Below are 23,458 nucleotides of genomic sequence, written 5' to 3' on the forward strand. Positions count from 1 at the left end.
TGCCTATCAGAGGTCCCGTTGCGCCGTACGGCTCAACCGTCAGTATCGCCAACCCACTTGACGTGGGCAGCTTCCTCTCTAACTTCGCGGCATTGCGTGAAGTCCATGGTCGTCACGGACGCTGACGGGCGGCTGCTGTTCTGCAGCCCGGCCGAGCCGGCGAGCTGCGCGGACATCACCCCTGCCCGGCAGTTGGACCTGGTCAAGCTGCTGGCCAACGGACCGGCCGTGGAGATTCTTGCCGACGCCGGCTATCAGGGACTGGGCGCTCAGACAGGCGGGCGCGTAGTGACACCACCGCACCGAAAGTTCAAGAAGAACGCCCCGGACTGGTACGAGGAGATGCATGAACGCCAGCGCAAGGCCCACTCCTCACGCCGCATCCGGGTCGAGCACGGCATTGCGCACTTGAAGAACTGGCGGGTCCTCGCCCGACACCACGGCCGCCGCGAGCACATGACCGACATCGTCCAAGCCGTAGCCGGGCTCCTCTCGCACCAGCAGACCACCACGCTCTCCGGCGATCCGCGAAAGTGAACCTGGAAGCAAGCCTCGGTCCTCGACATGCCAACGCCAACCATGCACGAGCTCGTTAGGCTCTCAATAGACGAACGCGCACCAACCTGAGTGAGGTCGATGCGCAATTGGTGTTGGTGTTCCTCCCCTGTTGGTCAGGGGAGGAACACCAACACTTCTGTTCGTGAACGGACTACAGCTCGACTGAGTGAGAGCGAGCCAGGCTGACGAAGGCGGACCAAGCCCCAGCGGGCACGACGAGTGCTGGTCCCGCCGTGTTCTTCGAGTCCCGGATCCCCACCTGGGTGTTCAAGTCGGTGATCTCGACGCAGTTACCCCCCTCCCCGGTGCTGTAGGAGGACTTGAGCCAGGCCCCCTCGGGGGCAAGGTCGGTGGAGATGGCGTGCTTCTGGATCATGTCTTCTCTCGCTTCAGTGTCTCAACGAATGCGGGGGTTTCCTCGGGCGGTTGTGCCGAGGCGATCATGGTGTTGAACCAGCGTGCGAAACGGGCGACCGTGGCTGGCCTGTCAGACATGGACATGGCGCTGCCCAAGCCGGTGTCGACCTGCACGGTGGTAGGGCGGTCTCCGCCGAGGTCGAGGATGGTGAAGTTGCTCCACAGGCGCTTGACGGGGGCGTCTGTCAGCAGCACCTGGATCGTCACGTTGGGAAGGGCGGCCATACGGAGAATCTCGTCGTACTGGCCTCGCATCACCGAGGGGCCGCCGACGGGGTGTCGCAACGCAGATTCTCCCAGAATCGCCCACAGCTTCCGAGGCTCCTCGTCACGGGTAAAGGGCTCGCGACGTTTCATGCGAAGCGCGACGTTGCTGATGATGAACTCGCTTGTCGTCTCCTCGATCGGCTGTACCTCGGTGAACTGGGCGTGCGCGTACTCCCTGGTCTGCAACTGCCCCGGAATCACGTTGGGGTTGTAGACGCTGACGGCATGGGCGACGGACTCGATCCCGGCGAACGTCCTCGTGGTGGTGAGGACCGTGCGGAACTGGGTGGTCCAGTCCTGGCTTGCCGGTGCCTTGTAGAGATCCTCAAGCGACTGCGCCAGGTCGAGGTCGTCTCCCACACCGTAGGTGATCACTAGCTTGCGGAGGTCGCCGACCATTCGGAAAGTGCTCTGGCCCAGTTCGATGCGTCGAAGCTTGTCGTACGTGAGGCCGCTGACTGTCTTCGCCGCCTCTTCGATGGTCAAGCCAGCGGTCTTGCGAAGCTCGCGCATCTGGATGCCGAGGTCCACCCGTGGTGCCGTCGTCCCGATCTGCTTGGCCATACCCTGCATCCTCCAGCGTCTCAAGTCGCCTGTGTACGCACGGGAGCTACCGATCTTGCCACCAGAGCTCAGAGCCTGACACCCCAAGTCCCCTCTGTGTAGCCCCCACTGCATCTTGCGGCATATACCAATCCATGCGCCAGTGCATATGCAGTACACATTCGATTGCGTATGAACCTGCCTACGCGCCAACCTAATTGGGCGCGCCGGATCGGACGTCACGTTCAGGACGGAGCGCTTGGTGAGCGCCTTCGTGTGACGGGGCTGGTGAACAGCTCCGAGAAGATCCGCGCCTCGCGTACGGCCCGGTTCCTGCTGGGCCCCCCACCTCCGTGGGCGTGGGTAGCGGGAGATCCACGCCGGGCCGTACGCGCCACTGCTTCACGACAAGATGGAGAAGGTGACGAGCATGCCCCCCACGGTCACTGGCCACGTTGACCAGGCAGCTGCGTGTCCAGGGCGCGTAGCGCCAGTCGTGCCGCTCCACGGGGCGTTCAGAGGGTCCGGCAGGGCACCGGTTGTGGCCACGGTACGGAGGGACGCCACCACGAATTCCGCTCTGCGGGTGTACCCCGGATTCGACGTGTCCTTCGAACGCGGCAAAGGTTCCAAGGACGGTGCCATCGCCGATACGGACCGTGCCGCGCCACGTCGCGCACGCGCCATCGTCCGGGCGGGGCTGCGGTATTGGGGGTGGCCCGAACTTATCGAGTCTGCCGATCTCCTCGTCACGGAGTTGGTCACGAACGCGTTCGAGCATGGGCTCGGTGATGTTGGGCTTCGTGTGTACCTCACCGACACGCACCTTCTGATCGAGGTGCAGGACGGCTCTCCTCAACTCCCCGTGCTGGGCAATGCCGCTCTCGACGATGAGGCCGGCCGTGGCCTCTTCCTTGTCGCCTCCACCACCGACGACTGGGGGATCAGCCCTGACGGCACGACGACCTGGTGCTCCCTCCCCTTTTGAGAAGGAACGACGACATGGAACACGGTGGAATCACTGTGATCCCCGATCTCGCGCACGAAGAGACCACGTGGGCCGAGAAAGAGGTCTTCCGGGCAAACCGTCATGCGGCCGGGAACGCTCGCCTCTACACCCTCATGTACCTGCGCTGGTATCTGAGCGTGGATCACGGCTTTGCGGACATCGAGGACCTGGCTGCGATCGGGCACGTGTTGGTGGCCAACGCTGTCGCGTACTCGGGTGTCCCCGAGTACGCCGAGATCCCGATGCAGTGGGCACTCCTTCAGTCCGGTGCATTCGTGATTCAAGTGCGGGACGCCCAGCGCGACTTCCCCGAATTCGACAAGGTCCTGGCCTGGGAGCCGGCCGAAGGCGAACGACCCCGTGGACTGTGGACCGCGCGCCAGCTCGGAGCCGAGGTCACCTATGCCCCCAAAGACAGCGGAAAGATCGTTCAGGCCGTGATCATGCCGCGCTCAGTGCCCGCGTAATCCCTTCCGTACGGCACCCCTTGATCAACCACCGGGGTGTCTGCGCCTTGCCCCCCCCTTAGAGGCCCGCATCCCGGCGGTCAACTTTCCTCTGACCAACTTCCCTGAGGTCCCGATGACATCCTTACCGGCGCTTGCGCCCGTTCCCAAGCCGTTAGTTCCTCTTGCCATCGGTCGAGCGGTCGCGGCAGGAGACGCTTCAGATCGCGCGCGCAGGTGCGGACTGTGAGCGGCACGGTTCAGGCCCGGTTCCATCCGGCCGGGTTCGACGACGAGTTACGTACGGTGCTGGACGATGTACGCGCTGGCCGGTGGCGCTCGATGAGTGAGCTGCTGCGGCGATGCCCCACGTGGGGCATTCGGACCTCGCGAAGTCAGGTCCTCGCTGTGGCTGCGGCTCAAGGGGACGCGGTCGAAGCCTGGTTGCAGGAGGACCGGGACGCCAACGCGGTGATGATGCGGGCGCGGGTGATGACGCAGCGCGCACTGACCGCGCACCGCGCCGGGCGGCGCGATGGGGGCGTGCTGGCGGATCTCGCCTGGAAGGCCTGTTTGGAGGCGGCGCGCAACTGGCCCGTGGATCCGGTGCCCTGGGTGTGCCTGGTGGCACTGGCACAACTGGACTCCCCGGAGGTCAGCCGGCGCCGTCCCGAACACCGTTTGCCAGCCCCGGAATACAACTTGCCGCCGGGCCCTTGGGGGTTCCTGCACGAGGCCGACCAGCGTGATCGGGGCAACCGTGAAGCATGGCACCGCATGATCCAGGCGCTCAAGGCGTACGGCGACGATGTTCACGACGTCGCGCGGTGGATCTGCACGTGGGCACCGGCGGGCTCGCCGCTTCTGTTGCTGCCGCTATATCTGCATGCCGAGCACTACGGAAAGCAGCGGGCCAGCGGTTCACAGACGTCCCTGTACTGGAACACAGACCCGATCGCCTACTACACCAAGCGGGCACTGAGCCGGTGGTTCAGATACGCAGACCCGGCTGCCTGGTCGCCCCTGGACCTCAACTACCTGGCACAGGCGCTGTTTTCCGGCGGGCTCACCACGGAAGCTACCCCGGTCTTCCAGGTGATCGGGCCCTTCGCCACCCCTGAGCCGTGGACATACATGGCCGAGGCGCCGGAGCGGTGGCTTGAGCAGTTTGAGCGCGCCCGCCGCCGCTGCCTGCAAGGTGCGGCAGCTCGGCCGCCACACCCGGCACGACGCCGGTGACCGCCCGTCGAAGCACCTGTCGGGCCCCACCGAGCAGCCGTTCCCCTCCACCCCCAAGCCGGACAGCCACAGAACCCCCGATCACTCCAACTCCCCCGTCCCCGGAGGTACTTCCGTTGTCTTCCCCAAGGACCACCCACCGCCGAACATCGAGCGACGATGAGACGCTACGGCGGTTCGGCTACCAGCCCGAACTGGCCCGCCGCATGGGCCCGTTCGGCAATTTCGCCCTGAGTTTCTCCATCATTAGCGTCCTGTCCGGGTGCATGACGCTGTTCGGTTTCGGACTCATCACGGGCGGTCCGGCCGTGATGCTGTGGGGCTGGGTTTTCGTGGGCCTGATGGTGCTGGCCGTGGGTGCCGCACTGGCCGAGGTCACCTCCGCCTACCCGGTCTCCGGCGCGCTGTACTTCATGGCCAGCAAGCTCGGCGGGCCACACTGGGGCTACGTCACCGGCTGGTTCAACCTGCTGGGCCTGCTAGGCGGGATGGCAGGCGGCTGCTACGGAAGCGCGCTCTTCATCGGCGCCCTGCTCAATCTCCAGTGGGGCTGGGCGCCGACGCCGGAGAACACCATGGTGATCTTCGGCGCCATCCTCCTGCTGCTGGCCGTCGTCAACCTGTTCGGCGTCCGCCTGGTCAGCGTCCTCAACTCGATCAGCGTGTGGTGGCACGTCACAGGCGTCACGGTGATCGTCGGGACACTCGTGCTCGTGCCCGCCCACCACCAGCCGGCCGACTTCGTCTTCGGCGAGTTCTCCAACAGGACCGGCTGGAACAACCCCCTCTACGTCGGCCTGCTCGGACTCCTGCTGGCCCAGTACACCTTCAGCGGCTACGACGCCTCCGCCCACCTCAGCGAAGAGACCAAGCACGCCCAGGTCAGCGCAGCCCGCGGCATCGTCCGCTCCATCTTCTGGTCGTGGGTGGTCGGCTTCGTCCTGCTCGCCGGCATGCTCTTCGCTATTCAGGACTACGCCGGGACCGTGGGCACCGCGACCGGCGTTCCGCCCGCGCAGATCTTCCTCGACGCCCTCGGCACCAACGCGGCCAAAGTCCTGCTGCTGGTGATCATCGTGGCGCAGCTGTTCTGCGCGAACGCCGGGCTCGCCTCTGCCAGCCGCATGGTGTTCGCCTTCTCCCGCGACAACGCTCTGCCGTTCTCCCGCACCTGGCGACGCCTGAGCCTACGGACCAAAACTCCCGTGGCGGCCGTGTGGCTGTCGGTCGTCGTCCCGTTCTGCCTCGCCCTGCCCTCGCTCTACTCGGCCACCGCCTACACCGCGATCACCTCGATCAACGTCATCGGCATCACCCCCGCCTACGCCATCCCCATCTACCTGCGGCTGCGCGCCGGCAAGCACTTCACGCGCGGCCCATGGCACCTGGGCAGCTGGAGCAAGCCGATCGGCTGGACGGCGGTGATCTGGGTCGGCTTCGTCACCGTGCTGTTCTGCCTGCCCGCCGTCAGCCCGGTCACCGTCGACACCTTCAACTACGCCCCCCTCGCCCTGCTGTCGGTGCTGCTCCTGGCCGCCGTCTTGTGGGTGACCCGTGGGCGACGCAGCTACGGCATCCCCGAGTACGGCACTGCCAAGGAGCGCGAGCAGATGGGACAGGACCTCGTATGACTGACACTCTCCAGCATCACGGTATCCACGGCGCCACGTTCGAGGTACTGCGTGACCTGGTGGAACGGGGCGCCGTGGATACCGTGATGCTGGCCGTGCCCGACATGCAGGGCCGGTTGAAGGGCAGGCGTTTCGGCGCGGACCACTTCCTTCACCGCGTCGTGCCCGGTGGCAGCGACATGTGCGCATACGTCTTCGCCACCGACGTGGACATGCGCCCGCTTGACGGCTTCGCATTGTCCTCCGCCGATACCGCGTACGGCGACGTGAGCCTGCTCCCCGATCCGAACGCCGTCTACCAACTGGGCTGGATGCCCCGCACCGCTCTGGTCTACGCCGACGCCATCCACGACGACGGGCAGCCCGTCAATGTGGCCCCCCGGCAGATCCTGAAACACCAGCTCGACCGGCTCGCTGCCCGGGGCATCATGGCCTGGACCGGGCTGGAGACCGAGTTCGTCCTGAGTCATGCCGACGCAGGAGACTGCGGTCGCAGAGGGACACGGCCGGTGGCCACCCGCAATCTCGACTACGCCCTCGCCCACCCCCGCGTGATGACCCGCTTCTTCGAGGAACTGGCGGAGTGCCTCGCCGGTATGGGGTGGCCCGTCGAAGCGATCAAGACCGAAAGCGCGCACGGGCAGGTGGAGGTGACTTTCCCCTACGGCGATCCTCTGCGGGCAGCTGACCTACACCTGTTGTTCAAGCACGCAGTGCGGACCATCGCCGAGCAGGCCGGGCTGGTGGCGAACTTCATGGCAGCGCCCGCGACCGGAGTCGGCAGCAGCTGCCACATCCACCTTTCCCTCACCCGCGACGGTGTCCCGCTGTTCGCCGAGACTGGCGGACGGATGCCGGACAAGGCCCGCCACGCCATCGGCGGCTTGCTCGACATCCTGCCGCACCTGGCTCTGCTGTATGCCCCCACTTCCAACTCCTACAAACGCTACGTACCCGGAACCTTCGCGCCGACGACTTTCACCTGGGGCCGCGACAACCGCACCTGCGCCATCCGCGTCGTCGGCCGCGGCAACACCCTCCACCTGGAAAACCGCCTCCCCGGCGCCGACACCAACCCCTACCTCGCCCTCGCAGCCGTCCTCGCAGCCTCACTGGCCGGCATCGACCACAAGGTCGACCCACCCCCGCCCTATATCGGCAGCGCCTTCGACGACGTCCAGGCGCCCCCGATGCCGGGCTCGCTGGAGGAGGCGCTCGCCGCCCTCCCGGACTGCCCTCTGCCGGCATCGGACCTGCTCACCCCGGACGTGGTCGCGCACTACACGAACGCCGCCCGCCATGAACTCGCCGTCTACCGCACGACCGTGACCGACCTCGACCTGCACCGAGGTCTCGCCACGGCCTGACCGCCACCTCAACACCCGCGCGCGGTAGCCCCGTTGTAGCTCACTGCCGCGCGCGGGCCCCACACCGGCAACCGCCACTACCCCCAATCGAGGAGCCCGCATGACGCCCGACGTACTCGTGGTCGCGTCCTGGAACATCCAGAAGAACGGTCGTGCCCCGGTCGACGGCAGGGACCACCCGCCCCGCCCGCACGAGATCCTCGCGGCCTACGAGCCGGACGTCGTCTTCCGGCAGGAGCTGACCGGGGCAGGCGCCCACGGCAAACACGCCCTGTACGCGGAGGCACACGCGGTCGGCGGCCTGATCGCGTTCATGGGCGAGGAGCGTGAGGGACGCAGCACTAACCCCACGGGGGTGATGGTCACCCCGCGCCTCTTCGACATCGTGGCCCACACCAACGAAGACTTGCCCTGGAAGCAGATCTGCCGCCTTGCGGTCCGCCGCAAGAACCGTCCCGGAACCCTTCACCTTGCTTCGGCTCATCTGTGCCACTACGACCTCGGCCTGCGGGCCACTGAAGCCCGCCGTCTCACCACCTACGCCGACCACGGTCGCACCGTTCTGATCGGCATGGACGCCAACAGCTACCCTCACCGCGCCAGCGACGAGATCTCCGACCCCATCGACTGGAACACGGTCGAGGACCCGTGCCACATCCAGCACCGCACCGTCGAACGCGACGGTCGTCGTGTCCCCAACACCGGGCCGAGCGAGATCCTCACCGGCGGCGCGAAGCCAGTCTTCACCGATCTCGCCCACCACGCTGCCGGTGCCCTGGGCCAAGGCCAGGCGCTGACGCCCACGGCCAGCCTCCACCGCACGGACCAAGGCCCCCGCCAGCGCATCGACGTCCAACTCGGTACGCCTGACCTCGCATCGGCCCTGATCAGCTTCGAGGTCATCGACACCGCCGACGTACAGCGGTGGACCGACCACGCCCTCACCATCGCCCGCTACGACCTCGCCGCGGTCGACCGCATCCTGAGCACCGCTCGCTGATGGAACCCAGATCCACCACGCGGCCCCGCCCCCCAACCGGGCCAAAGGCAGCACCCCACCACAAGACCCGAACCCTACGGAGGTCCTCGTGACCCAGCCACCCGAGAACGACGAATTCCGCGTGGTCACGTGGAAGGTCGAGCACAATGGCATCAGCAACAACGGCGACGATGCGCGATGGCATCTGGCCATGGACGTTCTTGCCACCCTCCAGCCGCACGTACTCCTGCGCCAGGAACTGACCCGCGCAGACATGTTCGGCGGCCGCGCCATCTGGGCAGAGTCCGCGCGGCTTGGCGGACACGCCGCCTTCCTTGCCAGCGCGAACCCTGAATCGGCCAATCCGACCGGTGCCTACGTGGACAGGGACCTGTGCCGGCCTGCCCAGTACTTCGAGCACCGCACCGGAATGTGGCACTCGGTGTGCAACCCGGTGGTCCGGCTCAAGGGCACTGCGCGGACGCTGAGTCTGGCGTCGGTCCATCTGTGCCCCTTCGACCCGGCCATGCGGGCGAGCGAGGCAAGGCGCTTGGCCACGCTGGGACGGCCCGGCGTGGCAGCGATTGTCGGGGGCGACATGAACTCGTACTCGCACCGACTGGGGTCCGGACCTGCGCTGCCTGACTGGAGTCAGATCACCGACCGAGCCCACTTCGAGGCACGCACGATCGAGCGGAACGGAAAGCGGATCTCTGACACGCTGCCGGACGAGATCCTCTCCGGCGAGCATGGAGGGCGACCACCGGTCTTCGTAGAGCTGGGGCACTACGCGGCAACCGAACTCGGCCTCCAGGGCGCCCTGGAACCGACCGCGTCCTTGTGGCGCACAGACCAGGGTCCCAGGCAGCGAATCGACCGGTTCTACGCGACGCCACAGGTTGCCAGAGCCCTCACAGGACTGGAGGTCGTGGTCACCGAAGAGGTGATCGAGGCATCCGATCATCCCCCGGTGCTCGCCACCTTCAGTCTCTCGGCGCTGCGTCGTGCCCTGTCTGCCGATCCCGCGCTCGCCCCTGCCGCAAGTCCGTGGAACACGACCGAACGGAACGGCTCATGACGATCGCCCCCGAAACCCTCGTGCCCGGCATCGACCACCGCCAACACCAGACCGACGACGGCACCCGCACGGAACGAAAGACGCCGTCGGCCGCACCACAGCCATCGCGGACGGCGGTTACCGGGCCACCGGCCTGGTCATCCCGCACCGCCACGAACGCGGCCAGGCCGAACTCCCGGCCTGGAAGGAGGAGCACAATGCCTCCCACCGCAGGGTCCGCGCCCGCGTCGAGCATACTTTCGCCCGCATGAAGACCTGGAAAATCCTGCGCGACTGCCGCCTCAAGGGCGGCGGTGTCCACCACGCCATGCTCGGCATCGCCCGCCTGCACAACCTCGCCCTCGCCGGATGACCAGCAATCAGCCAGGTCAGCGACCGTGCCCGATGTGACGTCGACCGGATAGTTGACCATCGCCCCGTTTCGACGGCCCAAGACAGGCCCAAACGGCTGTCGGAGGCCCAGTCGTTCGTCCTGGTTTGGTGACCCGCGTCACACCCAGCTCCTGTCAGCAATCGAGGCGCCGTCTCGTTCGAAGGGCACGCGAACGAGACAGGAGCAACGCCATGAAGCATCGCATCGTTGTACTCGGCGCCGGATATGCCGGGGCCTTCGCCGCCGGAAACCTGGCCCGCAGGCTCTCCCCCTTGGATATCGAGATCACCGTCGTCAACGCCGTGCCCGACTTCGTTGAGCGAATGCGGCTCCACCAGCTCGCGATCGGCCAGAACCTCGCGTTCCGCAAGCTCGCCGACGTATTCGAGGGCACCGGGGTGCGACTGCGCCTGGCGCGCGTCACCGGTGTCGACCCCGGGCGCAGGACCGTCGCCGTGACTGGCGAGGACGGCGATGGCGAGCTCGCGTACGACACGCTTCTCTACGCGCTCGGCAGCTCCGTAGCCCACCATGGCGTGCCCGGCGTGGTCGAGTACGCCTTCGATGTGACCGGCCGGTCCTCGGCGCAGCGTCTGCGCGAGCGCCTGGCCGGCCTGGGCGAGGGCGGCGCCGTGTTGGTCGTCGGTGAGGGGCTGACCGGCATCGAGACCGCCACCGAGTTCGCCGAGTCCCGGCCCGACCTCTCGGTCGCGCTCGCCGCCCGCGGCGAGCTGGGCGCCTGGCTCTCGCCGAAGGCCCGCCGTCACCTGCGCCATGCCTTCGACCGGCTGGGCATCGCCGTCCACGAGCACACCGGCATCGAAGCCGTCGAGCCGACCCGGGCGATCGCCGCCGACGGTACGTCCATCCCGGCCGATGTGACCGTGTGGTCGGCCGGGTTCGCCGTGCACCCCATCGCGGCCGCCAGCGGCCTGGACGTCGCCGAGACCGGCCAGATCGTCGTCGACCGCACCATGCGCTCGGTGTCGCACCCGGACGTCTACGCCGCCGGTGACTGCGCCTACGCGATCGGCGAGAACGGCCGGCCGCTGCCGATGTCCTGCGCCTCGGCCGGCTTCACCAACTTGCAGGCGACCGCCGCGATCATCGCGCGCCTGACCGCCCGTGACGTGCCGACCATCGGGCTGAAGTACTACGGCAACCACATCAGCCTCGGGCGGCGGGACGCAATCTTCCAGATGGTGGACACGGACGTCCGGTCGAAGTCCTGGTATCTGGGCGGCCGGACCGCCGCGCGGCTGAAGTCGGGCGTGCTCAAGGGGGCCGGGTGGGGCATCGCCCACCCGACCTTCGGTATGCCGAAGCGCAAGCGCCGCCTGGCCACCGTGCCTGACCGGGCCGGTGTAAGGGCCGCTGCATAGGCTGTTCAGGATGGACAGCGCAGCCATCGATGGGTTCGAGGCCAGCCGGGGCCGACTGGCCTCGCTCGCGTACCGTCTGCTCGGCTCGGCCGCCGACGCCGAGGACGCCGTGCAGGACACGTTCCTGCGCTGGCAGGCCGCAGACCGCGAACGGGTTGAGGTGCCGGAAGCGTGGCTGACCAAGGTCGTCACCCATCTCTGCCTCGACCGGCTCCGCTCGGCGCAGGCGCGCCACGAGCGAGCAGCCGGTGCCTGGTTGCCTGAGCCGCTTCTTGAGGGCGACCCCATGCTCGGCCCGGCCGAGACCTTCGAGCAGCGCGAATCGGTGTCCCTCGCCGTCCTGACCCTGATGGAGCGGCTCTCGCCGGTTGAACGGGCCGTCTACGTCCTGCGCGAGGCTTTCTCGTACAGCCACGCCGAGATCGCCGGGATCCTAGACATCAGCGAGTCCGCGAGCCAGCAGCATGTCCACCGGGCTCGGATCCGGGTCGCCGCCGAGCGCCGGCGTGGCGGAGAGGCCGACCCCGCGTCCGCGCGCCGTGTCGTCGAGGAATTCCTCGCCGCTGCCACGTCGGGGCGCACCGAACGGCTGGTGGCACTGCTCACCGACGATGTGACGGCGGTCTCGGACGGCTACGGACTGGGCACGCGGCTGTTGCGGTACGAGACGCGCGAGCGGGTCGCCTCCTACGCGCGGGCCGGCTTCAAGCCCACGCCGGCGAAGCGGCGGCTGGCCGGCGGCTCGCCCGCGATGCATATCGCCCTGGTCAACGGCTCCCCGGCCGTCCTCGCCGTGGTCGACGACCGGGTCGTGGGCGCTGTGGCGTTCGAAGTCAGCGACGGCAAGGTCGCGTCCCTGCGCGGCATCGCCGCCGCAGACCGGCTCGCACGCCTCAACGAGGTCTGGCGGCAGCACGAACCCGACGCGCCGGTCATCAACGCATGGTGATCGGAGCCACCGGAGTAGCCAACTACGAATCGTCACGGAGGGCTGACCAGGGCGGATCACAGCGCCCCCGGCCACCCATCGCTCGAAGTCACGCCCAAAGCCGTTTGCGGGACAGCGCTTACGAGCTCGTGCATGGTTGGTGGTGGCGCGTCGCGGAGTTCGGCTTCGCCTGGTGTTCACACGTGGCAATCGGTCGCCAGGGTGGCGGTCTGCTGGTGGGAGAGCAGTCCGGCGACGGCTTGGATGATGTCGGTCATGTGCTCGCGGCGGCCGTGGCGTCGGGCAAGGACCCGCCAGTTCTTGAGGTGAGCGATGCCGTGCTCGACGCGGATACGCCGGGAGGAGTGGGCCTTGCGCTGGCGTTCATGCATTTCCTCGTACCAGTCCGGGGCGTTCTTCTTGAACTTGCGGTGCGGTGGTGTGACCACACGTCCGCCCGTCTGGGCTCCCAGGCCCTGGTAGCAGCAGTACCCCCGTAGCCGCCAACGGGACCTACACCCTCACCAGCAGCACCACCCAACAGGTCACCACGGCCACCACGCCCACACTCGCCGCCATGGTCACGGTCAACGGCCCCACCGCCGACGGCTACGCCATCGTCTACCCCACCGCGACCGGCAGACCCGCAACCAGCAACCTCAACTGGGGCATCGACGACACCATGGCGAACCTCGCCCTCACACCCACCGACAGCAACGGACAGGTCAGCATCTACAACAACAGCGACGGCACAGCCGACTTCATCGTCGACTCCAGCGGCTCCTACAGCTGACACACCCACGACACTGAACTCGAAGGGTCGGACCAACAGTTGCTCGGTCCGACCCTTCGGAACCAGAGAGTCCAATACCTTCGGGCTCCGTTTCCGATCCATGGGGCTGGCCCGCGTGTGGACACTGTCGTTTCAGCCGCTGCCGCTGACAACAGGTCGGCGAGTTTCGCACGAACGAGGCCAATCGGCGTGGCAAGGGGTCAACTGAAGCATCGCCTGCGCATCGGATGAGGGCACGCGAGCGGATCCGCATGATCATGCACGTGCGACATGCCGGGACCTGGTCGGCCTGGGCCGCGGCCAAGGAGGGTCGGCACCCATGCCCGCCTCCGATCCGTGATGTGGCTGTGCCCCGACGCCCACGTGACGTGCGTGCGGGTCTGACTCCACGGGCATGCCCCTTGTTGCGTCACTGCGCAAATAGGGTCGAAGGGTCCTCGTGGCGCCGAGTGGCGCCACGTGATGTCATTCGGCGCCATCTAGCAGGCGAGATAGAGGGACCCGAAGTCGGCCTCGCCGGCGCCCAGGACAAGCTCGCCCAGCTCGACGCGGAGGGCACTCGTCAACGCACCATCGACCTCGGCATGGCCAGCCGCCAAACCACTCGTCCGCCAGCGTCGGACCCTTCGTCGCATACGGAGTGATGGCGTCAGCGCGTAAAGCTGTGCGCGGCACGCCGGTGACCCGTCTCGCACCTCGCGCCGCCCGCTATCAGTACGGCATCCCCGCGCGGTGCCGCACACACCGTCTCCCCCCTGGTCGGACAGGGAGTACCGGGCCTTATCGGTGGCCTGCCGCCTTCGTCGCCCCTGGTCTCCCCTCCCGCACAAAGCCGCAGGGTCCCGGCGATCGCCGGAGCCGCTCCTTGCCATCCGCTCCGTTCCGTCATAGCCTTACGATCGTAAGGTAAACGATCGTAATTCAATAACTCAGGGAGTCTGTGATGGCGACAGATCGGCCGGTAGCACTCGTGACGGGGGCATCATCGGGGATCGGCAACGCAACCGCTCGCGCCTTCGTGGCAGCCGGGTTCGAGGTGATCGGAACCGGACGGAACACCTCGGGACTCACCCCGCCCGCCGGGGTGACCTTCCTCGACCTCGACGTGACCAGTGACGAATCCGTCACCGCCGCCGTCCGGGAAGTGATCGAACGGTTCGGTCGGATCGACGTCCTCGTCAACAACGCCGGTCTCGGCTCGGCCGGCGCCGTCGAGGAGAACTCCGTCGCCCAGGCCCAGAGCCTCTTCGACCTCAACTTCTTCGGTCTCATCCGCATGACGAAGGCCGTCCTGCCGCACATGCGCGCCCAGGGCCGTGGCCGCATCATCAACCTCTCGTCCGTCCTCGGCGTCATCCCGCAGCCCTACATGGCCCTCTACGTCGCGGCGAAGCACGCCGTCGAGGGCTACTCCGAGTCCCTGGACCACGAGGTCCGCGAGCACGGCGTCCGCGTCCTGCTCGTCGAACCCGGCTACACCCGGACCGCGTTCGATGCCAAGGCCGTGCAACCCGACACGCCGCTGCCGCTGTATGCGGAGCGGCGGCGTGTCTTCGACGAGGTGGTCGCCGCGGCGATGGAGGCCGGCGACGACCCCGCCGTTGTCGCCAAGGAGGTCGTCACGGCAGCCACCGCCCCGAAGCCGAAGCTGCGCTACACCGCCGGACCGCTCGCCTCACGCATCACCACCGCGCGACGCCTGGTCCCCGCCGGGATCTTCGACAAGCAGATCCGCAGATTCAACCGGATGCCCGGCTGACGTCGCACCCGGCCCATCGACCTGCACTGCGCGCGAGAGACGCACTCACCTCCGACCTGAACAGGAGCATCACCATGGGAACCAGTACGGAAGCACAGCAGTTCGCGCAATTCCTCGAAAGCGTTCGCGCGAAGGCGTCGACACCGGGCCTCGACCTGGCCGTCGTCCGCGCCATCGTCGACACACACGCTTCGGCATCGACCGAGCCGGAAGGCGTCACCTACGCCGACGTGGACGCCGACGGCGTCCCCGCCCTGTGGACCATCCCCGAGGGCGCCGACCCCGACAGGGCGCTGCTCCACTTCCACTTCGGCGGATCGGTCGCCGCCTCGATCACATCGGACCGCAAGGCCGCCGGCCACATCGCCAAGGCGGCCGGGATCCGCTCACTCGTCGTGGGCTTCCGCCTGGCGCCCGAGCACCCCCACCCGGCGCAGATCGACGACGCCGAGACCGCCTACCGCTGGCTGCTCGCGCAGGGCTACCAGCCGCGGAACATCGGCAGCACCGGCCACTCCATCGGAGGCACCCTCGCGGTCATGCTGCCGCTGCGCCTGCTCGCCAAGGGCGAGGCGACCCCCGGGGCGATCATCAGCATCTCGCCGTGGGCCGACCTCACCATCAGCAACCCGAAGGTCGACGAGAACGAGGAACACGACAAGATGCTCAGCCGGGGCATCCTCGAATCGTTCCGAGCAGCGTGGCTGCAGGACCCCGCCGTGGACTTCACCGACCCCGACATCAGCATCGTGAACGCCGACCTGACCGGCCTGCCGCCAACGGCCCTCCACTACGGCGAGTCCGAGACGCTTGCCGGCGAGGGCGCCGACTTCGGCCGCCGCCTCGCCGACTTCAAGATTGTTTCCGAGGTCCGCCCGCTGCCCGAGGGCCAGCACTCGTTCATCCTCGGCGCGGGGCGGGTGCCCGAGGTGGATAGGGCGATCGGGCAGATGGGCCGATGGCTCCGCCGGCACCTCGGCAGCTGATACGGAAGCCGCCCGGGCATGCGCATCGTCCGCCGAGAAGGCAACCGAGAAGACCACGCAAAGGGATAGCTGACATGAGGGCATTCGTCGTCAAGAAGTACGGCAAGGACGGCGTACGCGCCGCAGACGTTGACGAGCCCGCCGTCGGGGACGGCGACGTCCTGGTCCGAGTGAGCGCCACCAGCATCAACCCGCTGGACAAAATGGTCCGCAACGGGGAGTTCAAACGACTCCTGAGGTACAAACTGCCCTTCGTTCTCGGCCACGACGTCGCCGGCGTCGTGACGAAGGTCGGGTCCGCCGTGCGCGACGTGGCCGTCGGCGACGAGGTCTACGCACGTCCCCGCGACCTGCGGATCGGAGGCTTCGCCGAGTTCATCGCCATCGACCAGGACGACGTCTCGCCCAAGCCGGAGTCACTCACCCTCCGCGAGGCGGCCGCAGTGCCGCTGGTGGCCTTGGCCGCCTGGCAGATCCTCGTCGACCGTGCCCACGTGAAGCCGGGACAGAAGGTGCTCATCCACGCCGGTGCCGGTGGCCTCGGATCGACGGTCATCCAGCTCGCCAAGCACCTCGGTGCCACGGTGGCGACGACGACGAACACCCGCACCGAGGAGTTGGTCAGGAGCCTCGGCGCCGACATCGTCGTCGACTACACCAAGGAGGACTTCTCTCAGGTGCTGTCCGGCTACGACCTGGTGCTGGACTCCCTGGGCGGGGCGAACCTCGAGAAGTCGCTGACCGTGCTGAAGCCGGGCGGCCTGGCCATCGGTGTCGCCGGGCCGCCGGACGCAGGTTTCGCCAGTCAACTAGGCGCCCCCTCGTTCATGGGCGTGGTCATGAACGCGCTCAGTCGCAAGGTGCGCAAGCAGGCCAAGGCCCTGGGCGTGCGCTATCAGTTCTTCTTCATGCAGGCCAGCGGCTCCCAGCTCCGTGAACTCGGCGCCCTGTACGACAACGGACAGCTCCGCCCGGTCATCGACCGAACGTTCCCCTTCGACCAGACGCTCGAGGCGATGGCGTACGTCGAGCAGGGCCGTACCACGGCCGGAAAGGTCGTGATCTCGATGGCCCCCGACGACGAGTGAATCGGGCCGGCCGCAGAGAAGGCGTGTCGGTGCTCCAAGAGACCGCCGGCACACCATTGGAGTACGTTCGCAATCCAATACGATGGCGAAGGCCGCGGAGGGCAGGTGACCCTTCCTGCGCACAAAGGAGTGAGCGCGTGTCGCGTTACGGGAAAGAGCACAAGCAGGCGACGAGGCAGCGGATCATCGAGACCGCCGGCCGCCGGTTCAAGCGGGACGGTATCGACGGCTCGGGCGTCTCGACGCTGATGGCAGACGCCGGACTGACCAACGGCGCCTTCTACGCCCACTTCGCATCCAAGGACGACCTCGTGGCCACCGCGGTCGCGGACCAGTTGCGCGCGCAGTACGCGAACGTCATCGAGCAGGCGGCCCCCGGCATCGCCGGACTCGAGCAGATCGTGCGGTGGTATCTGTCACCCCAGCACCGCGACAGTCCCGACGACGGCTGCCCCTCCGCGGCACTACTCGATGAGATCGGGCGCTGCGCGGACGAGACCAAGCAGGCGTACACCGACGGCGTGCTGGCCATCATCGACGGTATCGCCGCTCGCCTGGCGCCCACCGATCCGCGCTCGGTGCACACGAAGACACTCAGCGTCTACGCCATGATGGTCGGAACACTGCAGCTCTCCCGCGCCCTGGCCGACCGGCGACTCTCCGACGAACTCCTCGACGAGGGCATCCGCAACGCCCTCACGCTGCTCGGCGTACAGGAGTCCCACTGACGCGTCGCAGCACCACCCGGCAGCCTCGACTCGCCACTCCACACCACGCCCCCGGCCGAGCGTCTGCCGCTTCGACGGGGCCTTCTTGCCCTCTGCCGCCACCGCACGGATGCGCCGGCCTGCGCACACTCCTGGCACTGACCCACGCCGTTCGGGACGAACGGCTTCTTCGCCGCTTGGTTGCCGAAGCTCTACGCTCGTCCTCCGCCGGCCAGCTCATCGCCCAGGTGGCCCGGCTGGAGGCCGTCGAGGTGGTGTTCGGTCAGCGGAGAGAGGACGACGGACGGCGGGCAGATCACGGAGATCGTAACGGCCACGTCGAAACCGGTAATGGCCGGACTCGCTTTGTTGCAGCGGGGGTTGCGCATCCTCGCCCGCGGCCCCCACACGGATGCATCCCGACGAACCCCGGTTGCCAGCTCACCTTCGATCAGGCACCGCTACCGTTCGTCGGCTGCTCGCAGCAACGCCCCGGCGGGGGCTGCCTGCCGAGCGGGGCCTGACCAGTGGGGTCAGTAGCAATCGACGTAGTCCCGCGCACCGTTGTCGTTGTCGTTGTCATCGAGATTGGCGTGGCACTGGGCCGCTCGGCGATAGTTGCCGTCGCCAAGTAGGCGTGGAGCGGCAGGGAGCGACTTGGACTGCTTCGTACCGGCGGAGAGCACTTATTCCTGACGTGCGCTATTCCTCGGTATCCGGCTCTCGATCGGGGAACGCACGCAGCCTCAACCGGGGCGCCCGGTGGTCGGCGAGCCATCGCATCCGGTTGTCATCCGTCGCGAGCCCAGCGCGTGCGGCCTGGGTCCACTCCTCTCGGTCGAGCACCTCAAGGTAGGTCGCCCGGAGCGCTTCCTGCTGCGCCGCAGTGCATCCCGCAGCCTCGGAAGGCTCTGTAGTCAGGTGCTGGGCGAGCACCGCGATCGTGAAATAGCGCTCGATCGTCGGGCTGAGCCGACCCACACGGTGAGCATGAGCTTCCAGGACCGCTCCCGAATGGAGGTAGTGAGCGAGGGTGAGTCCCATCCCCCCGCAGTCACTCATCTGATGGAGTAGGCGACCGACGTGGTCGACCATCTCGCTGTCAGTGAGCTGTTCTCAACCTGACTGAGGGCGGGCTGAGCGGTCCTGGTCGCTCTGCGGTCGCGGCAGGACCGCCAGGGCCGTTTCGGCGATCGCGCGCAGTGAGTCGGGACTGCTGCCGCCTTTGCCCAGCGCTTCGATGCCGCGCAGCACGGCCAGCAGGAGCCCGGCGAGCCGTGCGGGATCTGCGTCCGGCGCGATATCGCCCGCGCGTTGCGCTCCCGCGACGCAGGAGGTGATCAGTTCCTCGATGGCCGTGAACGTCCGGCGGGCCGTCGCTGCGACGGCCCGGTCCTGTTCGGACAGCTCGGCGGCACCCTTGGCGAGCAGGCAGCCCCGCAGGCAGACGTCCGAGGCGGTGGCCTCGGCCACCTTCATCACATGCGCGCGCAGCCGTTCGTAGGCGTCAGTGTCCGGGCCGTCGAGCGCCCGACGTACGGCCTCGACCAGCCCGGCGCAGTGGTCGGCGTAGGTGCGCAGGAACAGCTGGTGCTTGTCGCCAAAAGCGCCGTAGAGGCTGCCCTTGCCCAGGCCGGTGGCGGCGGCGATGTCGTCCACCCGCGCCGCCGCGTATCCGGTCGACCAGAACTGGTCCCTGGCGGCGCGCAGGACCTCGCTCTCATCGAAGTTTCGAGGTCGTCCCATGGTCGAACGATAGCAATTCTTGACTGTCTCGTCCAGAACCGAGTACGTTCTGGACGAGACAGTCAAGAAAGTCGATCGACTGTCCCGGCAATGGCCACGAGCAGCGCAAACGCCGTTGCCATCTCGAAAGGAATCAGTGCCATGCCCCCCATGAACGCAAAGACTGCCCTTGTCACCGGAGCCTCCAGCGGAATCGGCCGGGCCATAGCCCAGCGCTTCGCCGACGACGGCGCCCGCGTCTACCTGACCGGTCGCCGCAAGAACGAGCTCGAAGCCGCAGCGGAGGCCATCGGTCCCGGTGCGGTCGCCGTGCCAGCCGATGTCTCCCGCGCCGCCGACCTCGACCGCGTCATGGACGTCATCCGCGCCGACGGACACCGGCTCGACGCCGTCGTGGCCAACGCCGGCCTGGGCGACGGCGCCCGCCTGAAGGACGTCACAGAGGAGCAGTTCGACTTCGTTTTCGGCGTCAACACCAAAGGCAGTCTGCTGACCGTGCAGAAGTCGCTGCCCCTGCTCACCGAGCCCGCGTCGGTGATCCTGCTGGCGTCCTCCACCATCCACCAGGGCGCCGACCGGATGGGCGTATACGCCGCCTCCAAGGCCGCCGTACGTAGCCTGGGCCGGACCTGGGCCGCGGAACTGGCCCCGCGCGGCATCCGCGTCAACGTCATCACGCCCGGCCCCATCGCCACCCCCGCCATCGACCGCCTTGCCGGCCGGCTCGGCCAGAGCGCGCAGGACTTCCACGGCGCGCTGGCCGCGAACATCCCGCTGCGGCGCATGGGCCGCCCCGAGGAGGTCGCCGCACTCGCCGCCTTCCTCGCCGGACCCGAAAGCTCCTTCATCACCGGCGCCGAACACTTCGTCGACGGCGGACTGGTCCAGGTCTGACCAACCGTGACGCGGCACAGCCCGCCCTGTAGTGGGCCGGACCGCGCCGCGAAACTGCGAAAGGAAACAGTGAGCCTTTCGTAGCCTCAGACTGCGGCGCTGAGGTGCAGGGTGAGGACGGCTTGGACGAGGGCGGTGATGCGGGCGGTGCTGCACCGGAGTTTGCGCAGGAGGCGCCAGGTCTTGAGGGTGGCCATGGCCTGTTCGCCGAGCGCACGAATCCTGGCGTTAGACAGGTTGACGGCCTGCTGACCTGCGGACAGCTTCTCCCAACGGCCGCGATAGGGAACCCGCACCGTATCAACGGCCAGGCGTCCCGCGCGTCAAAGGCTGTGGAGCCACGAGACCGACTCCACAGCCCTGACCAGCTACTTCACGCCCTCAGGGCGCTCGGTGGGTACGGGACGATGTGCTGGTCCTGCACGCAAGGCGATGGCTGGACGAGATCCGCTCTCTGCCGAACTGTTCCCTCCGGCAGTGCAGTTGGAGGAGGGTGAGATCGAGGGGCACTCGCGCCGATGGAGACGATGGCGCGCGACGACTTGGATGGCGCGGAGTTCCGGGACACCTACACAGAGGCCCTCGCGACGGTGATCGAGGCGAAAAGAGAGCACAAGCCGATCCCAGAGAGGACGCGACGCGTGAGCAGACGGTCCAGCACAGCACTGCTCAAGGGAGCGCGGATCCACTCCAGTCGAACGCCACAAGGCGAGACGCGACAGAGCGTGATCCTCGAACCCCGTTCAACCCGAACGACCGGAGCGCCTCTGCGAACGAGGCGTCCACGAACCACCGGGAGGTGCGGCGGCAGGCCATGACCGACTGCCTCCCAGGGTGCCTACGAGGCACGTAAACACTCGCGTCCGCCACGCTGAGTACGCTCGGCGTCCTTCCGGAAACGTTGCACTCCGGTCCATCGAAATCTATTCCCGCGAGGTAAGAGTTCAGTGGGCCGTGCGGGCAAAATTATTGCCGCACTGAGTAAGCTGAATGATTCAATGCTCACAGGCCGTGGCGGCGTGCTACTGTTGATCTCAGTTGCAGTTTTGGTTCCCGAAACTTCAAGTGCTCCCACTCGGCTCCTGCCGGGGAGAGCGCTTTTGTATTTCCGGTCGTTTTCCGGGCGGGGTAATCATTGCGGCGACACGGTGTCCGCACAGTGTGGATTCCGATGTACTGCCCCGAAGGAGATATGACATGGCTGCTGGTACCGTGAAGTGGTTCAACGCGGAAAAGGGTTTCGGCTTCATCGAGCAGGACGGTGGCGGCGCTGACGTGTTCGCCCACTACTCGAACATTGCCGCCCAGGGTTTCCGCGAGCTGCTGGAAGGCCAGAAGGTGACCTTCGACATCGCGCAGGGCCAGAAGGGCCCGACGGCCGAGAACATCGTTCCGGCCTGACGCTGACGAGCACTTTGTAGCTGGGGCCCGCATCCCTCGGGGTGCGGGCCCCAGCTGCACGCGTTTTCCCGCAACGGTTTCACCTGCGGGACGGCTCGGAGAAATCCCCAGCCACACCACGTACGGCTCATCCTTCAGAGATGCAGACACAACCTGAAGAGCCGCACCGCAGTCGACGCCCGGATTGTGCGTTCCTGCCACGTCACCCATTTCAGCACCTGTGCCCGCGTGGATTCCCATCGGCCGGATCTGCTTTTTTGCCTTTTTGTCATCGGTCCATACTTGTAGTTCTCCGTGCTGCTCAAAGCCGCGGGAATTCCTTGATATGTGCCACATCGAGGAAGGTTCCGCATGAACCGCACACGCACGAACGACCGCTCCGCCCGCACCCGTAATGGCAGTGCCGACGCAGGAAAGGGCGGCAGCCGCTACGGCTCGTCGGCACCCCGCCGGTCCGGCGGGCCTGTCCGTTCCAGCGGCTACGGCCGCCGACCCGCCGCGGTGCAGGGGGAGTTCGCGCTCCCCGAGACGATCACCCCCGCGCTGCCTGCCGCCCAGGGCTTCGCCGATCTCGACATGCCCGAGCAGCTGCTGGCCGAACTCGGCAGGCAGGGTGTGAGCGCACCGTTCCCGATCCAGGGTGCGACGCTGCCGAACACTCTGGCGGGCCGTGACGTCCTGGGCCGCGGGCGCACCGGTTCCGGCAAGACCCTGGCCTTCGGCCTGGCTCTCCTCGCCCGCACGGCCGGACGGCGTGCCGAGCCCCGCCAGCCGCTGGGGCTGATCCTCGTACCGACGCGCGAGCTGGCGCAGCAGGTGACCGACGCACTCACTCCGTACGCCCGCTCCGTCAGGCTGCGGCTCGCCACGGTGGTGGGCGGGATGTCGATCGGCAAGCAGGCCGGCGCGCTGCGAGGCGGGGCCGAGGTCGTCGTCGCGACCCCGGGCCGGCTCAAGGACCTCATCGACCGCGGCGACTGCCGTCTGAACCAGGTGGGCATCACAGTGCTGGACGAGGCCGACCAGATGGCCGACATGGGCTTCATGCCGCAGGTCACCGCTCTGCTCGACCAGGTGCGTCCGGAGGGGCAGCGGATGCTGTTCTCCGCCACCTTGGACCGTAACGTCGACCTGCTGGTGCGCCGCTATCTGACCGACCCCGTCGTGCATTCGGTCGATCCGTCGGCGGGTGCGGTCACGACGATGGAGCACCACGTCCTGCACGTCCACGGCGCCGACAAGCACGCCGCCACGATCGAGATCGCCGCCCGCGAGGGCCGGGTGATCATGTTCCTGGACACCAAGCACGCCGTCGACCGGCTGACGCAGGACCTCCTCAACAGCGGGGTCCGGGCCGCCGCACTGCACGGCGGCAAGTCGCAGCCGCAGCGCACCCGCACACTCTCGCAGTTCAAGACGGGGCACGTCAGCGTGCTGGTGGCGACCAATGTGGCCGCGCGCGGCATCCACGTCGACAACCTCGACCTGGTCGTCAACGTCGACCCGCCGACCGACCACAAGGACTACCTCCACCGCGGCGGACGCACCGCCCGCGCCGGCGAGTCCGGCAGCGTCGTCACCCTCGTCACCCCCGGCCAGCGCCGCGGCATGGTCCGCCTCATGTCGGACGCCGGGATCCGCCCGCAGACCACGCAGGTCCGCTCGGGCGACGAGGCCCTGAGCCGGATCACCGGCGCCCAGGCCCCCTCCGGCATCCCGGTCGTCATCACCGCACCCGTCGTCGAACGCCCCAAGCGCAGCGCGTCCTCCCCCTTCCGGGGCCGGCGCCGCCCCACTTCGGCAGCCCGGCGCTCGCCCGTACGCCAGTCCGTCCTTGGCAGCGCGGCCTAGAACCCTCGTGATCAGG

General features: G+C 67.6%; 24 protein-coding genes and 2 pseudogenes. 19 read left to right on the forward strand and 7 right to left on the reverse strand.

Features of this window, described 5'->3' with window-relative positions; all coding sequences use genetic code 11:
- The first annotated feature begins 57 nt into the window (after positions 1 to 57).
- Positions 58 to 537, forward strand: a complete 480-nt coding sequence (locus M2283_RS47570; RefSeq protein ID WP_280882857.1) for a transposase family protein — start codon at positions 58 to 60, stop codon at positions 535 to 537.
- 172 nt (positions 538 to 709) lie between these two features.
- On the opposite strand, the gene M2283_RS47575 is transcribed toward M2283_RS47570, so the two are convergent.
- Together M2283_RS47575 and M2283_RS47580 are read right to left on the reverse strand one after the other, a co-directional pair.
- The gene (locus M2283_RS47575) at positions 710 to 934 is read right to left on the reverse strand and encodes a DUF397 domain-containing protein (protein ID WP_280882858.1); all 225 of its coding nucleotides are present in this window, start codon (positions 932 to 934) and stop codon (positions 710 to 712) included.
- Positions 931 to 1,806, reverse strand: coding sequence for a helix-turn-helix domain-containing protein (locus tag M2283_RS47580; protein WP_280882859.1), 876 nt, complete (start codon positions 1,804 to 1,806; stop codon positions 931 to 933). Before M2283_RS47580 ends, M2283_RS47575 begins: the two co-directional genes overlap by 4 nt.
- A gap of 583 nt (positions 1,807 to 2,389) precedes the next feature.
- Between M2283_RS47580 and M2283_RS47585 the strand changes: the two genes are divergently transcribed.
- The 10 genes and pseudogenes from M2283_RS47585 to M2283_RS47630 all read left to right on the forward strand — a co-directional run bounded on the left by M2283_RS47585 (position 2,390) and on the right by M2283_RS47630 (position 12,238).
- Positions 2,390 to 2,773 (forward strand): ATP-binding protein, encoded by a 384-nt coding sequence (locus tag M2283_RS47585; protein WP_280882860.1) that lies wholly within the window; start codon positions 2,390 to 2,392, stop codon positions 2,771 to 2,773.
- 14 nt (positions 2,774 to 2,787) lie between these two features.
- Entirely contained in the window at positions 2,788 to 3,261 is a 474-nt protein-coding gene (locus tag M2283_RS47590; protein ID WP_280882861.1) for a hypothetical protein, read from the forward strand.
- Between the two features lie 225 nt (positions 3,262 to 3,486).
- Positions 3,487 to 4,479, forward strand: coding sequence for a hypothetical protein (locus M2283_RS47595; protein WP_280882862.1), 993 nt, complete (start codon positions 3,487 to 3,489; stop codon positions 4,477 to 4,479).
- A 206-nt stretch (positions 4,480 to 4,685) separates the two neighbouring features.
- A complete protein-coding gene (locus tag M2283_RS47600; protein ID WP_280882925.1) occupies positions 4,686 to 6,110 on the forward strand; it encodes an amino acid permease in 1,425 nt (474 codons plus the stop codon).
- Positions 6,107 to 7,477 carry a glutamine synthetase family protein gene (locus M2283_RS47605; protein WP_280882863.1) on the forward strand — a complete coding sequence of 457 codons (1,371 nt, stop codon included), beginning with the start codon at positions 6,107 to 6,109 and terminating at the stop codon, positions 7,475 to 7,477. The genes M2283_RS47600 and M2283_RS47605 overlap by 4 nt, the downstream gene beginning before the upstream one ends.
- A 100-nt stretch (positions 7,478 to 7,577) precedes the next feature.
- Positions 7,578 to 8,477 (forward strand): endonuclease/exonuclease/phosphatase family protein, encoded by a 900-nt coding sequence (locus M2283_RS47610; RefSeq protein WP_280882864.1) that lies wholly within the window; start codon positions 7,578 to 7,580, stop codon positions 8,475 to 8,477.
- A gap of 88 nt (positions 8,478 to 8,565) precedes the next feature.
- The gene (locus M2283_RS47615) at positions 8,566 to 9,534 is read left to right on the forward strand and encodes an endonuclease/exonuclease/phosphatase family protein (RefSeq protein WP_280882865.1); all 969 of its coding nucleotides are present in this window, start codon (positions 8,566 to 8,568) and stop codon (positions 9,532 to 9,534) included.
- 70 nt (positions 9,535 to 9,604) lie between these two features.
- A pseudogene (locus tag M2283_RS47620) lies at positions 9,605 to 9,886 on the forward strand (transposase); the annotation flags it as partial.
- Between the two features lie 212 nt (positions 9,887 to 10,098).
- Positions 10,099 to 11,289 (forward strand): NAD(P)/FAD-dependent oxidoreductase, encoded by a 1,191-nt coding sequence (locus tag M2283_RS47625; RefSeq protein ID WP_280882866.1) that lies wholly within the window; start codon positions 10,099 to 10,101, stop codon positions 11,287 to 11,289.
- Positions 11,290 to 11,299: 10 nt separating this feature from the next.
- Entirely contained in the window at positions 11,300 to 12,238 is a 939-nt protein-coding gene (locus M2283_RS47630; RefSeq protein ID WP_280882867.1) for a sigma-70 family RNA polymerase sigma factor, read from the forward strand.
- 176 nt (positions 12,239 to 12,414) lie between these two features.
- Here the strand turns inward: M2283_RS47630 and M2283_RS47635 are convergent, their stop codons facing one another.
- On the reverse strand, positions 12,415 to 12,666 hold the full coding sequence (locus tag M2283_RS47635; RefSeq protein WP_280882868.1) for a transposase family protein: 252 nt from the start codon (positions 12,664 to 12,666) through the stop codon (positions 12,415 to 12,417).
- A gap of 128 nt (positions 12,667 to 12,794) precedes the next feature.
- Between M2283_RS47635 and M2283_RS47640 the strand changes: the two genes are divergently transcribed.
- The 5 genes from M2283_RS47640 (at position 12,795) to M2283_RS47660 (ending at position 17,571) form a co-directional block, all read left to right on the forward strand.
- On the forward strand, positions 12,795 to 13,010 hold the full coding sequence (locus M2283_RS47640) for a hypothetical protein (protein WP_280882869.1): 216 nt from the start codon (positions 12,795 to 12,797) through the stop codon (positions 13,008 to 13,010).
- Between the two features lie 943 nt (positions 13,011 to 13,953).
- Positions 13,954 to 14,769, forward strand: a complete 816-nt coding sequence (locus M2283_RS47645; RefSeq protein ID WP_280882870.1) for an oxidoreductase — start codon at positions 13,954 to 13,956, stop codon at positions 14,767 to 14,769.
- 74 nt (positions 14,770 to 14,843) lie between these two features.
- Entirely contained in the window at positions 14,844 to 15,755 is a 912-nt protein-coding gene (locus M2283_RS47650) for an alpha/beta hydrolase (RefSeq protein WP_280882871.1), read from the forward strand.
- Positions 15,756 to 15,829: 74 nt separating this feature from the next.
- A complete protein-coding gene (locus tag M2283_RS47655; RefSeq protein WP_280882872.1) occupies positions 15,830 to 16,843 on the forward strand; it encodes an NADP-dependent oxidoreductase in 1,014 nt (337 codons plus the stop codon).
- A gap of 137 nt (positions 16,844 to 16,980) precedes the next feature.
- Positions 16,981 to 17,571 (forward strand): TetR/AcrR family transcriptional regulator, encoded by a 591-nt coding sequence (locus M2283_RS47660; RefSeq protein ID WP_280882873.1) that lies wholly within the window; start codon positions 16,981 to 16,983, stop codon positions 17,569 to 17,571.
- Between the two features lie 191 nt (positions 17,572 to 17,762).
- On the opposite strand, the gene M2283_RS47665 is transcribed toward M2283_RS47660, so the two are convergent.
- From M2283_RS47665 to M2283_RS47675, 3 genes are all read right to left on the reverse strand, one after another.
- Positions 17,763 to 17,888 (reverse strand): hypothetical protein, encoded by a 126-nt coding sequence (locus M2283_RS47665; RefSeq protein WP_280882874.1) that lies wholly within the window; start codon positions 17,886 to 17,888, stop codon positions 17,763 to 17,765.
- Between the two features lie 364 nt (positions 17,889 to 18,252).
- Positions 18,253 to 18,531 (reverse strand): hypothetical protein, encoded by a 279-nt coding sequence (locus M2283_RS47670; protein WP_280882875.1) that lies wholly within the window; start codon positions 18,529 to 18,531, stop codon positions 18,253 to 18,255.
- Positions 18,532 to 18,666: 135 nt separating this feature from the next.
- Positions 18,667 to 19,296 (reverse strand): TetR/AcrR family transcriptional regulator, encoded by a 630-nt coding sequence (locus tag M2283_RS47675; protein ID WP_280882876.1) that lies wholly within the window; start codon positions 19,294 to 19,296, stop codon positions 18,667 to 18,669.
- 141 nt (positions 19,297 to 19,437) lie between these two features.
- On the opposite strand from M2283_RS47675, the gene M2283_RS47680 reads away from it, so the two are divergent.
- Positions 19,438 to 20,190: an SDR family NAD(P)-dependent oxidoreductase gene (locus M2283_RS47680; protein ID WP_280882877.1), complete on the forward strand. Its 753-nt coding sequence runs from the start codon at positions 19,438 to 19,440 to the stop codon at positions 20,188 to 20,190.
- Between the two features lie 86 nt (positions 20,191 to 20,276).
- Here the strand turns inward: M2283_RS47680 and M2283_RS47685 are convergent.
- Positions 20,277 to 20,498, reverse strand: a pseudogene (locus tag M2283_RS47685) (IS5/IS1182 family transposase); the annotation flags it as partial.
- 889 nt (positions 20,499 to 21,387) lie between these two features.
- On the opposite strand from M2283_RS47685, the gene M2283_RS47690 reads away from it, so the two are divergent.
- On the forward strand, positions 21,388 to 21,591 hold the full coding sequence (locus M2283_RS47690) for a cold-shock protein (RefSeq protein ID WP_023586116.1): 204 nt from the start codon (positions 21,388 to 21,390) through the stop codon (positions 21,589 to 21,591).
- Between the two features lie 351 nt (positions 21,592 to 21,942).
- A complete protein-coding gene (locus M2283_RS47695) occupies positions 21,943 to 23,442 on the forward strand; it encodes a DEAD/DEAH box helicase (RefSeq protein ID WP_280882878.1) in 1,500 nt (499 codons plus the stop codon).
- Positions 23,443 to 23,458 lie beyond the last annotated feature (16 nt).

Source organism: Streptomyces pseudovenezuelae, from assembly GCF_029892565.1.
Lineage (GTDB): Bacteria > Actinomycetota > Actinomycetes > Streptomycetales > Streptomycetaceae > Streptomyces > Streptomyces pseudovenezuelae_A.